This window comes from Vibrio sp. M260121 (genome assembly GCF_036533715.1).
Taxonomy (GTDB): Bacteria; Pseudomonadota; Gammaproteobacteria; order Enterobacterales; family Vibrionaceae; genus Vibrio.
Genome location: NZ_JATABF010000012.1, coordinates 47,890 through 60,516 on the forward strand (window position 1 = coordinate 47,890; position 12,627 = coordinate 60,516).

Annotated in this window: 9 protein-coding genes; 2 read left to right on the forward strand and 7 right to left on the reverse strand. The window is 46.5% G+C overall.

The window, feature by feature from the left end; translation table 11 throughout:
- Positions 1–79: 79 nt before the first annotated feature.
- Both fusA and radA read right to left on the reverse strand, forming a co-directional pair.
- Positions 80–2,170, reverse strand: a complete 2,091-nt coding sequence (gene fusA, locus QTO06_RS09210) for an elongation factor G (protein WP_331407559.1) — start codon at positions 2,168–2,170, stop codon at positions 80–82.
- A gap of 217 nt (positions 2,171–2,387) precedes the next feature.
- Positions 2,388–3,767 (reverse strand): DNA repair protein RadA, encoded by a 1,380-nt coding sequence (gene radA / locus QTO06_RS09215; RefSeq protein WP_005439523.1) that lies wholly within the window; start codon positions 3,765–3,767, stop codon positions 2,388–2,390.
- 135 nt (positions 3,768–3,902) lie between these two features.
- On the opposite strand from radA, the gene QTO06_RS09220 reads away from it, so the two are divergent.
- Positions 3,903–6,251 carry a PilZ domain-containing protein gene (locus tag QTO06_RS09220; RefSeq protein WP_331407560.1) on the forward strand — a complete coding sequence of 783 codons (2,349 nt, stop codon included), beginning with the start codon at positions 3,903–3,905 and terminating at the stop codon, positions 6,249–6,251.
- Positions 6,252–6,306: 55 nt separating this feature from the next.
- On the opposite strand, the gene serB is transcribed toward QTO06_RS09220, so the two are convergent.
- A complete protein-coding gene (gene serB, locus QTO06_RS09225) occupies positions 6,307–7,287 on the reverse strand; it encodes a phosphoserine phosphatase (protein WP_331407561.1) in 981 nt (326 codons plus the stop codon).
- A gap of 91 nt (positions 7,288–7,378) precedes the next feature.
- Here serB and QTO06_RS09230 point away from each other — a divergent pair, with 91 nt between their 5' ends.
- Positions 7,379–7,984 carry a YtjB family periplasmic protein gene (locus tag QTO06_RS09230; protein WP_331407562.1) on the forward strand — a complete coding sequence of 202 codons (606 nt, stop codon included), beginning with the start codon at positions 7,379–7,381 and terminating at the stop codon, positions 7,982–7,984.
- An 89-nt stretch (positions 7,985–8,073) separates the two neighbouring features.
- Here QTO06_RS09230 and deoD read toward each other — a convergent pair whose 3' ends face one another.
- The 4 genes from deoD to deoC all read right to left on the reverse strand — a co-directional run bounded on the left by deoD (position 8,074) and on the right by deoC (position 12,429).
- Complete coding sequence (deoD, locus tag QTO06_RS09235; RefSeq protein WP_005449118.1) at positions 8,074–8,793, reverse strand: purine-nucleoside phosphorylase; 720 nt, start codon at positions 8,791–8,793, stop codon at positions 8,074–8,076.
- Between the two features lie 142 nt (positions 8,794–8,935).
- Complete coding sequence (locus tag QTO06_RS09240; RefSeq protein WP_331407563.1) at positions 8,936–10,156, reverse strand: phosphopentomutase; 1,221 nt, start codon at positions 10,154–10,156, stop codon at positions 8,936–8,938.
- A gap of 68 nt (positions 10,157–10,224) precedes the next feature.
- On the reverse strand, positions 10,225–11,553 hold the full coding sequence (gene deoA / locus QTO06_RS09245) for a thymidine phosphorylase (protein ID WP_255985241.1): 1,329 nt from the start codon (positions 11,551–11,553) through the stop codon (positions 10,225–10,227).
- A gap of 99 nt (positions 11,554–11,652) precedes the next feature.
- The gene (gene deoC / locus QTO06_RS09250) at positions 11,653–12,429 is read right to left on the reverse strand and encodes a deoxyribose-phosphate aldolase (RefSeq protein ID WP_005530303.1); all 777 of its coding nucleotides are present in this window, start codon (positions 12,427–12,429) and stop codon (positions 11,653–11,655) included.
- Between the last annotated feature and the right edge of the window lie 198 nt (positions 12,430–12,627).

The window sequence follows — 12,627 nt, forward strand, 5'->3', positions numbered from 1 at the left end:
AGACAAGTAAACAGATGCTAGATAGTAAAAAGCCCCGCACTAGGCGGGGCTTTGATGTCTTACAGAGTTAACTTAAGAATTACTTCTTAGCGTTACGCTCTTTAACGTCAGCAATTACTTGCTCAGCAACGTTGTTTGGACATGGCGAGTAGTGTGAGAACTCCATAGAGAACTGACCGCGGCCAGAAGTCATAGTACGTAGAGTACCGATGTAACCGAACATTTCTGATAGAGGTACATCACCCTTGATACGTACGCCAGTAGTACCAGCTTGTTGGTCTTTGATCATACCACGACGACGGTTAAGGTCACCGATTACGTCACCAACGTGATCTTCTGGAGTGAACACGTCAACTTTCATGATTGGCTCAAGAAGTTGCGCGCCAGCTTTAGGCATAGACTGACGGAATGCGCCTTTAGCAGCGATTTCGTAAGCGATAGCTGAAGAGTCAACTGCGTGGAAGCCACCGTCGAATAGTTCAACTTCTACGTCTAGAGTTGGGAAGCCAGCTAGAACACCGTGTTCCATCATGCTAGCGAAGCCTTTCTCTACTGCAGGCCAGAATTCTTTAGGTACGTTACCACCAACAACTGTTGATTTGAACGTGAAGCCTGAGTTTGGCTCACCTGGTTTGATGCGGTAGTCGATCTTACCGAACTGACCAGAACCACCAGACTGCTTCTTGTGCGTGTAGCTATCTTCAACTGCTTGAGTGATAGTTTCACGGTAAGCTACCTGTGGAGCACCTACTTCTAGCTCAACGCCGTAAGTACGCTTAAGGATGTCTACCTTGATGTCTAGGTGAAGTTCACCCATACCTTTCAGGATAGTTTCACCTGAATCTTCATCAGTCTCAACTTGGAATGATGGATCTTCTGCAACCATTTTACCGATCGCGATACCCATCTTCTCGCTGCCGCCTTTATCTTTAGGCTTAACTGCGATAGAGATTACTGGATCTGGGAAGATCATTGGTTCTAGAGTACATTCGTGCTTAGGATCACATAGAGTGTGACCAGTTTGAACGTTCTTCATACCAACTACAGCGATGATGTCACCAGCTTGTGCTGAATCGATTTCGTTACGCTCGTCTGCGTGCATCTCAACCATACGGCCGATACGCTCAGTTTTACCAGTTGCAGAGTTAAGGATTGTGTCACCCTTCTTCATGCGGCCTGAGTAAACGCGGATAAACGTTAGAGCACCGAAACGGTCGTCCATGATCTTGAACGCAAGCGCTTTTAGTGGCTCGTCTGCAGATACTTTTGCAACTTCGCCAGTTGGTTCGCCAGTCTCTGGGTTAGTTAGAGGCTGAGGATCAACTTCTGTTGGTGATGGTAGGTAATCTACTACCGCGTCAAGAATAAGTTGGATACCTTTGTTCTTGTACGCTGAACCACAGTAAGTTGGGAAGAATGCTAGGTCACGTGTACCTTTACGGATACAACGTTTGATGTCTTCTAGAGATGGCTCTTCGCCTTCTTCTAGGTAAGCCATCATTAGATCTTCGTCTTGCTCTAGAGCAGTTTCGATTAGCATTTCACGGTATTCAGCCGCTTTCTCAACTAGATCAGCAGGGATGTCTTGAACTTCGTAGTTCTCTGGCTGGCCAGACTCGTCCCATACGTAAGCTTGTTGGCTTAGTACGTCAACAACACCTACGAAATCTTCTTCGATACCGATAGGTAGAGTCATTACTAGTGGAGTAGCACCTAGAACGTTTTGTACTTGGTCAACAACTTTGTAGAAGTCAGCGCCCATACGGTCTAGTTTGTTAACGAAGATCAGACGAGATACGTGTGATTCGTCAGCGTAACGCCAGTTAGTTTCTGACTGAGGCTCAACACCACCAGAACCACAGAATACACCGATACCACCGTCAAGTACTTTTAGAGAACGGTAAACTTCGATAGTGAAGTCAACGTGTCCAGGAGTATCGATGATGTTTAGACGGTGATCGTTCCAGAAACAAGTTGTTGCTGCAGACTGGATTGTGATACCACGCTCAGCTTCCTGCTCCATGAAGTCAGTAGTAGTTGAACCGTCGTGAGTGTCACCGATCTTATGGATCTTACCAGTTAGCTTTAGGATACGCTCTGTAGAGGTAGTTTTACCCGCGTCTACGTGAGCAAAAATACCAATGTTTCTGTATTTTGATAAATCAGTCATTGTCTTACTCTGTTAATAAGGTATAAAGTGCGCGCAGAGTATATCACATTCTGTCAATACTGATACCCTTGCGTGCGGATGGAAGAAAAAAAATTTTAACGTCGATTTTCCGTCCTCAAATAATAGTCAAACTTCGCAATATGTGTGCTTAATTCGACAATAATGAGGACAGATTCAACATTATTGTTACCCCTAGAATTGGGGCACAAAATGGCGTTTACAACTCATCAAATGCTTCAATCGCTTCTGATAATTTTTTCACGCCGTGGATTTGCATACCAGGAATGCCACCTTTAGGCATATTTGCCGCAGGGACGATTGCTTTCTTAAAGCCATGCTTGAATGCTTCATTTAAGCGTTCTTGTCCGCTTGGTACAGGGCGAATCTCACCCGCCAAGCCAACCTCACCAAATACGACCACATCTTTCGGTAATGGGCGATCACGGAAGCTCGACAAAAGCGCCATAACTAACGCAAGGTCAGCACTGGTTTCTGTCACTTTTACGCCACCGACGACATTCACAAATACGTCTTGGTCAGCCATTTGAAGGCCACCGTGCTTGTGCAGGACAGCGAGTAATAAAGAGAGGCGGTTTTGTTCTAAGCCAACGGCAACACGACGAGGGTTGGCCAGTTGCGAATAATCCACCAGCGCTTGAATCTCTACTAATAGAGGGCGCGTGCCTTCCCATACCACCATAACAGAAGAACCCGAAGTTTCTTCTTCACCGCGAGAAAGGAAGATTGCCGATGGGTTGTTGACCTCTTTCAGTCCCTGCCCCGTCATAGCAAATACACCTAACTCATTCACTGCACCGAAACGGTTTTTATGACTGCGAAGTGTACGGAAGCGACTATCGGTGCCACCATCAAGCAGCACAGAACAGTCAATAATATGCTCAAGCACTTTCGGACCTGCAAGGGTACCATCTTTTGTTACGTGACCAACAATAAAGACGGCAACATTGTTTTGCTTTGCGTAGCGCGTCAAAGCGGTCGCTGATTCACGCACCTGCGCCACACTACCCGGAGAAGACTGAACATCCGAGACGTGCATTACCTGAATCGAGTCGATAACCATAATTCGAGGCTGCTCTTTCTCTGCGATTTGGCAGATTTTATCGACATTGGTCTCCGACAACATCTTTAGGTGCTCTTTTGGTAAACCAAGACGAGAAGCACGCATCGCGACCTGCTGAAGGGATTCTTCACCCGTTACATAAAGCGTTGGCATTTGCGCTGAGAGTAAACACATGGTTTGCAATAGCAAGGTCGACTTACCTGCACCTGGGTTACCACCGATCAGAATGGCAGCACCAGGCACCACGCCGCCACCAAGCACGCGGTCTAGTTCTTTAAAGCCACTGGTGAATCGCGGCACTTCTTGCAGATCAATCTCGGAAAGCGTCTGAACTTTTGATTCCGTCGCTGAGCCTGCATAACCAGATAAGCGCTCGTTGCGCGCGACAGTTGGCGATGCCGCTATGCGAACTTCGGTAATCGTATTCCATGCACCACACGCATTACACTGCCCCTGCCAACGTGGGAAATCCGCGCCACAATCATTACAAACATACGCTCGTTTTGCTTTCGCCATGATGCCTCGATTTTTTCAACAAATGTGACCAAACACAGCCATGTCTGACCTTATCGGACATGAACTCTTGATATACTCAAGTTTTGCTTTGCTTAGCCGATATAATTCGAATAACGACATACTTTAACAGAAATAATGCAGCAATCTGAAATTCTCTCGCTCGCAGAACGACTCATCCCTGTTTATGGCACTGATGACTTTGACTTTGTCCTTGGTCAACTGACCGAGGGTGAACCGCCGTCAGCCAAAATCCTAGTTAAGATGGAACTCAACCGTGTCATGGCACCTTGTAAAAAGAGCATTGATTTACGAGGCCGAGTGAAAGGTGAATGTCGTGAATACCTATTAGATGGCATCCCGCATTGGTTGGATGATGTTGCTTTTAATGCTTACCACAAGAACCTAAAAAAGTTTGGCGCTTATACCGAAGGTATGTGGGAAGCCTTGGTCAACACGCGCAATAACTTTCGCGTGATGAGTAAAAACAATGGTAAAAGTGAAGAACAATCACTGACCGATCCGAAAAGCCCATTTCTGGCAGAACCAGTCCATCTTGGTTATGATCTAAAACGCCAAGAAAAACGCTTAAAAGTACAATCTCAAGTCGAAATCATCCGCCCTAAAGGGCAAGTGATTCACGGTTTGAGTATCGATCTTTCCAGCTCTGGCGCGAAATTCAAGGTCCCAAGCGCTTTCAAATACAGCTTGGGCGAAGTCATTCAAGTTACCTTTACCGAGTTTGCCAGCAAATCTCAGGTTGCCGGCGTTGAAAAACCAATCACTTATCGTGTGCTCGCAGTGGATGATTGCTACGAGAACGATGCTGTTCGTTATCTAAGAACCATTCGCTTGACCGAGACCAATGTCGTTGCTCGCTTGATTGATGAAGCTCTCAACAGCGCTGCAAAACGTGCTCGTCATGATAACCAAGATAAAATCATTCGCGCTCGCACGCGTGGTTACGAACATATCGCCCTGAAGCACACCAGTAACCTGCCGCTGTTTTTCGAGGGCAGTGAACTCAAACTGGCAATGCTAACGCCAAACAACCAAAAGCTTTGGCAATACTGGCATGATGAACGCAACCAACAAGTTTTTGGTTCGCTATTCAATCCAAAGAGAATGGCTTCCCTGATTGCTCCCGGCGTGAAAGGCGCAACCAACGTGTTGTATTCCTTCACTCATGAGCATGAGAGCAAAACCTACTTCTATTCAATGCTGCGCCCAGAGGCAACCAGAGAACAACGTCAATTGTTCTGGCACCTAGGAGCAAAACGAGCAAGTTGGCGTGCTTTCCGAATCTCGATTTTCGAACTGTCTCAACAAGAAAAAGAAGACCTTGCTGCGTTTTCTTCTGAGTTGGCCGAAAGCTCGCAAAAGCTGACACATGTGGGCATCTTGCAAGAAATTGCAGATGAGAAGTCAGGCCAAGATTACTTGCTGACCGAAAAGCCTCGTGTTCCTGCAAACACCTTGAATGAGTTTAGGCAACCAAGAAAAATCCTTGGTAATCCAAAAGGGATTTACTTCGATGCCCAGTCTCGCCGTAAAGAACCACGCTACCGTTTTAAAACCCCTTTGGTTCTAGATACTGGCAACGCTAAAGCTGCTGGCTTTACCGCGGATATTTCTAAGCGAGGTTTGGGCCTCAGATTGGATGAGCCTACCGCACTGCGCTCAGGAGAAGAGGTACGGATAAACTTTAGAGAGTTACAGCTTTACGATAAGAAGTTGCCACTTTCAGAGGTGCCTTACCGTGTCATTCGCGTTAGCCCTGATGGTCGAAGTGTCCAACTGGTGATTGATGAACAAAGCAAGACCATGAAAGTGATCGCTTTCTTCAACAGCATTATTGAGCACAACCAAGACAAGCTGATCCCGCAGAAAGAGATGCTGCCAAGCAATGCGCTATTAGAAAGACTGCACAGTGTGTTGCTGTCACGAACGCTAAGCACGCCAATCTTTATCAGCAAAAGTGCCGCCTCTTCAGTGAAGACCCCCGTAATTGGGGTGAACTTACCGTTAGCAAAACATATCGAGTTGTATGCTCGCCTGGGTCACAATCAGCAGTATTCGTTAGAGCCCCTTTTTAAAGGACGCTCAAACACATTAATTGCCGACCCAATAAAGCGTATTGATGGAGCACAGGCTCGACACCAAGACATTTATATCAGCGTAAGTAAAGTCGGCAATAAGATCACCGCTATTGAATCGAAAATGCAACAAGACTTCACCAGCGTCAAAGAGCGTATTCAGTTCATTAAGAAAGCGCGCATGATGGGCGAGTTTTACGCGACACGCATTTCAACGGCGCCGATCTTCGATCCGATGACATCATTGCTACGCCAAGACTTGAGCGACTTAACCCAATTTGGTGTTCATCAGGCGAGTAAGTTAGAAAAAGAGCTGACCGCCCTAGTTGGTTACAGCGAATTTGAAGACATTACCGAAGAAGTGATTGTTCGCTTAGAGCTAACGGAATAACAAAACACCGCCGAGATGGCGGTGTTTTTCTATGTTAATTTGGAAGAAGCTCCAGCTAAGGTTTCGCTTTCCAGCTGATTTTCTGCTGCTTAACCAAAACGCCAGAAAGGATACACAGCACACCACCTAGACCTGCAAATCGAACAGCGGTTTGCGCTTGCTCTTCAACTTTAGGTTTAGCGTGATAAGCCACACCTAGCCCTGCCGCAGCCATCATCACCAAATCGTTCGCACCATCCCCCACGGCAACGGTATTGTGTTGTTCGATTTCGTACTCTTCCGCAAGCTCAACTAAGATATCCGCTTTTGTCTGAGCTGATACAACCTCACCCAGTACTTCACCGGTCAGCTTGCCATCCACGATTTCCAGTTGGTTAGACTGCGCAAAGTCCAATCCAACTTTGTCTTTGATGAAATCAGAGAAGTAAGTAAACCCCCCCGAGGCAATGGCAGTCTTCCAGCCAAGCGCTTTAAACGTTGCAATCAGCGCTTCGAAATCCGGCATAAATGGTAGTTGGCCACGTACCTGTTCAAGAATGGCTTCATCGGCACCTTTTAGCTTACCGACACGTTGACGTAAGCTTTGTTCGAAATCCAACTCACCTTGCATGGCGCGCTCAGTCACTTCTGCCACTTCTTCGCCGACACCTGCCAATTTGGCGATTTCGTCAATACATTCGATTTGAATCGCGGTTGAGTCCATATCGAACACGACCAAACCCGGCGCAGAAAGATCTGGCACTTCTTGCAGAGAGGCGTAATCCAGATTTAAGCCTTTCAGAATGGTTTCATGCTCTGGTGTAAGGTTGCCCGCCATGAGAGCCACTTCATATTGACCAACTTTCCAAGTGTCTAAAATCGGGTTGTAAAAGCCAGTAAAGAAGTCGATGTCTTCGAAGTTGCGGGGCTCAAGATGTTCACCAAACACAATCCAATTCGCCTTGGCTTTATCGAGCTGTGTCGCGAAGCGAGTTTCGGGTAGTCGTTTTAAAAGAGTCGTATGCCTTCTGATAGGCAAGCTTTTTGACGCGTCCATGTATATAATCCCTTGTGACTTTGCTAAAACGTTACCTTAACAAGCTAAAAAGGCAAGTCTTTGTTTTGATTTGAATGGACGAGTAAAGAGCATGAGTGAATCCTTGTTCTCAGTAAGGAATGCCCTAAGAATTCTGGCTCTGATCCTGTTATGTGTGATGCTTTTTGTCACCATCAAAAACAGTGTCGTGATCAGTAAGGGTAATGAGAAAATACAAGCACAACAGCTTGAAACCCTGACCAAAGTTTTGATTTCGCAGGCGTCCTTATCAGCCGGCGAGATGATCATCAATAAAGACCAAGAACGTCTACTCAAGCTCACTAACCAGCTTGCTCAAGACCGCTTGGTATTTGATGCAACCATTTATGATGCACAAGGTGTGCGTTTGGCATCGAGTGAAGAAGCATTGTCAGTACGTGAGGTGTTGGGATTAGATACCCCACTCGCGACCGCATCGATTGGCCGCCAACAGCTCGTAGAGCCAGTGTTGTCGGATGGCGCAGTGATTGGCTTTGTGCGAGTGACATTTGAAACCGGTCGAGTCACCGCCATTTCTGATCACCATTACCGCAAGAGTGATCGCTACATGTACATGATGGTGCTAATGAGCTTTGTGTGTGGCATGTTGTTCATCATGATCTTGCGCAGACAGCCGATCCGCCGCAAGAAAGCAGAAAACCTGTTGCTAACCAAATAATCCAAGAAGCGAATTTAGAAAATAAAACAGCCCGCATGATGCGGGCTGTTTTTTAATGCTGATAAGCAGAAGAGTAGATGGCTCTCACCTTATTCTTCATCACCTAGCAATACTGAATCTAGAGCGATCAACATCATGTCGTTGAACGTAGTTTGACGCTCGTCAGATGTCGTTTGCTCACCAGTTTTGATGTGGTCAGAAACAGTACAGATAGTTAGCGCTTTTGCGCCGTACTCTGCTGCAACACCGTAGATACCAGCCGCTTCCATTTCAACACCAACAATGCCGTACTTGTCCATTACGTCGAACATTTCTGGATCAGGCGTGTAGAACAGTTCCGCTGAGAATAGGTTACCTACTTTCACATCAACGCCGCGAGCTTTTGCTGCTTCTTCTGCTGCGCGAACCATTTTGTAGTCAGCGATAGCCGCAAAGTCATGACCTTTGAAGCGGATACGGTTCACTTTAGAATCAGTACAAGCACCCATGCCGATAACAACATCACGTACTTTGATGTCTTCGTTCACAGCGCCACAGCTACCTACACGGATCACTTTCTTCACGCCGAAGTCTTTGATCAGTTCAGTCACGTAGATTGAACAAGATGGGATACCCATACCGTGGCCCATTACCGAGATCTTGCGACCTTTGTAAGTACCTGTGTAACCAAACATATTACGGACGTCACACACTTGAACTACATCTTCAAGAAAAGTTTCTGCGATGTATTTTGCACGTAGCGGATCACCCGGCATTAGAACGACGTCTGCGAAAGCACCCATTTCTGCGTTGATATGTGGAGTTGCCATGTTTCTTTTCCTTAACCTGTCTCTAGCGATCCGCGCTGCTGTTGGCGGTTTTGGCTAGAATATTCTCATTTCCGACAAGCAACATTTTCATGCTGCAAACATAAAACTAGGAGCAATATAGCTCCTAGTTTTCAAAACCTAATTATAGAAAGTTCTTACCGTAATCCATTGGAGAAATACCGAAGTAAGTTGCCAATGTTTGACCGATATCTGCAAAGCTATCGCGACGGCCTAAAGAACCAGCTGGCACTTTCTTACCGTAAACAATCACAGGGATGTGCTCACGAGTGTGATCAGTACCTGGCCATGTTGGGTCACAGCCGTGGTCTGCCGTTAGGATAAGCACGTCGTCTTCTTCCATAATATCCAACACTTCATTGATGCGGCCATCAAAGTACTCAAGTGCAGCTGCGTAGCCCGCTACATCACGGCGGTGACCGTAAGCAGAGTCGAAGTCCACGAAGTTAGTAAATACGATTGTGTTATCACCCGCTTCTTTGATTTGCTCTAGCGTTGCTTCGAACAATGCAGGGATACCTGTCGCTTTCACTTTCTTAGTGATGCCGCAGTTTGCGTAGATATCAGCAATCTTACCGATAGAAACCACGTTGCCTTGCTTCTCTTCAACAAGTTTCTGTAGAACCGTTGCTGATGGTGGCTCAACAGAAAGGTCACGACGGTTACCAGTACGCTCAAATTGACCTTTACCAGCACCAACGAATGGACGCGCGATAACACGACCAATGTTGTAATCTTCTAGCTCTTCACGTGCGATTTGGCAAAGCTCTAGTAGACGGTCTAGACCGAAAGTCTCTTCGTGACATGCGATTTGGAATACAGAGTCAGCAGACGTGTAGAAGATTGGTTTGCCAGTCTTCATGTGCTCTTCACCAAGATCGTCAAGAACTTGAGTACCAGATGCGTGGCAGTTACCTAGGAAACCGTCAAGACCTGCACGCTCAAGAATGCGGTCAGTCAGCTCTTTCGGGAAGCTGTTTGCTTTGTCAGTGAAGTAACCCCAATCAAACAGAACAGGCACACCTGCGATTTCCCAGTGACCAGACGGAGTGTCTTTACCTGAAGAAAGCTCTGCAGCGTGACCGTATGCACCGATGATTTCAGCGTCTGCGTCTAGGCCAGGTGCGAAGCGACCTGTTGACTCTTTATGTGCCATTGCCAGACCAAGCTTAGATAGGTTTGGAAGACGAAGTGCGCCTTTACGCTGATCGTTATCCGCTAAGCCTTGCTCACACTGGTCAGCGATATGACCTAGTGTGTCTGAACCTACATCACCAAATTGCTCTGCATCTGCAGCTGCGCCGATGCCGAATGAGTCTAGTACTAAAATAAATGCTCTTTTCATTGCTCGTTCCTTAGGCCCACTCGGCTTCTTATTATGGTTGAGTAGGCCTTGTGTAATTACTTATTCGATTAAAGATCTTCTGCACGGATTTGGCGGTAAACCTCTGGCGTTGGCGTGTACTCACCACCTACAGTGATTGCACTACGAAGTGCTTTAGCGGCTTCTTCCCACTGCTCTTCAGTGCGAGCGTGGATAACCGCAAGAGGTTTATCGCCATCTGCTACTTCACCTAGACGGATGAAGTTATCGAAACCAACTGCGTAGTCGATTTCATCTGTCGCAACGCGACGACCGCCGCCCATTGAAACCACAGCCATGCCGATAGCACGAGTATCCATCGCAGATACAACGCCAGTTTCTGTTGCGTATACAGGTTTAATAATTTCTGCTTTTTCTAGGTAGTTGTCGTAGTTTTCTACGAAGTCCACAGGGCCACCTAGACCAGCAACCATCTTACCGAAGCACTCAGCCGCTTTACCGTTATCTAATGCTTCCATTAGTTTCGCACGCGCGTCTTCTGTGTTCTCAGCCAGTTTGCCAAGTACTAACATTTCAGCACATGAAGCCATGGTTACTTCAAGTAGACGAGGGTTACGGTATTCACCTGTTAGGAAACGAACCGCTTCGCGCACTTCCACTGCGTTACCCGCAGAAGATGCCAATACTTGGTTCATGTCCGTTAGGATAGCGGTTGTCTTAGTGCCTGCACCGTTTGCTACCGCAACGATTGATTTTGCTAGTTCTTCAGACGCTTCGTAAGTTGGCATGAATGCGCCAGAACCTACTTTTACGTCCATCACTAGAGATTCAAGACCTGCAGCAAGCTTCTTCGATAAAATCGACGCCGTGATCAGTGAAATGTTATCTACTGTCGCTGTGATATCACGAGTCGCGTAAACGCGCTTATCCGCTGGCGCTAGGTCACCAGTTTGACCGATGATCGCTACACCTGCGTCTTTGGTTACTTGACCAAATACGTCGTTTGTCGGAGTGATGTTGTAGCCCGGAATAGACTCAAGCTTATCCAGCGTACCACCAGTGTGGCCAAGACCACGACCAGAGATCATAGGTACGAAACCGCCACATGCTGCCACCATTGGGCCAAGCATTAGAGAAGTCACGTCACCCACACCACCAGTAGAGTGCTTATCGACAATTGGACCACCAAAGTTCATGTGGCTCCAATCGATAACCATACCTGAATCACGCATTGCACAGGTTAGTGCGATACGTTCTGGCATCGTCATTTCATTGAAGAAGATTGTCATAGCAAAAGCGGCGATCTGACCTTCAGATACACTGTTGTTTGCTACGCCTTGAATAAAGAAGTTGATTTCGTCGGCTGTTAGAACTTCGCCGTCACGTTTTTTACGGATAATTTCTTGTGGTAAATACATTAGTGCCTCCCCAAGCTCATTATGAGCCATGGAAAAAGTAGGATAGAAGAGGATTGGTAGCACCAAAGCTGGTGCTACCGTTCAGACGTATTGTTGGAATTAGTACGCTGCTGGATCAGCGACTTCGTCCGATACTTCTAATGTATTTAGTAGGTTTGTTAGCAGGCTAGACGCACCGAAACGGTAGTGACGAGCATCAACCCAGTTGTCACCTAGGATTTCGTCAGCCATTGCTAGGTATGCCGCTGCATCTTCAGCAGTACGCACACCACCTGCTGGTTTGAAACCAACAGTTTCTGCAACACCCATGTCACGAATAACTTCAAGCATCATGCGAGCGTATTCTGGTGTTGCGTTTACTGGCACTTTACCAGTTGAAGTTTTAATGAAGTCAGCACCTGCTTCGATACAGATTTGAGATGCTTTCTTGATTAGTGCTTCTTCTTTAAGTTCACCTGTTTCGATGATCACTTTAAGAAGAATGTCACCACAAGCTTCTTTACATTGCTTAACTAGTTCGAAGCCAACTTTCTCATCACCCGCCATTAGAGCGCGGTATGGGAAAACTACGTCTACTTCGTCTGCACCGTAAGCAACCGCCGCTTTTGTTTCAGCAACTGCGATTTCGATGTCGTCGTTACCGTGTGGGAAGTTCGTTACCGTTGCGATACGAACTTCTGGCGTACCTTGCTCACGAAGTGTCTTCTTAGCAATAGGAATAAAGCGAGGGTAAATACAGATTGCAGCTGTGTTGCCTACTGCTGATTTCGCGTCATGACATAGTGAGATCACTTTTGCATCAGTGTCATCATCATTTAGCGTAGTAAGGTCCATAAGTTTCAGTGCACGTAGCGCTGCTGCTTTTAAATCGCTCATTTCTATCTCCGATCAATATTCAAAAAATTCACTACTCAGCTTCACATCGCTTCTCTAACTATAATCAACAAGTAGAGACAGTGTGAGATTTTAGCTAAGCAGTCTATTAATGAACGGACTTGGTTCCCTGAAGACTCGGCATATACTGCGAAAAATCATATACCAATTGCTATCCTTGTCACCGCACAGTACCAGTTT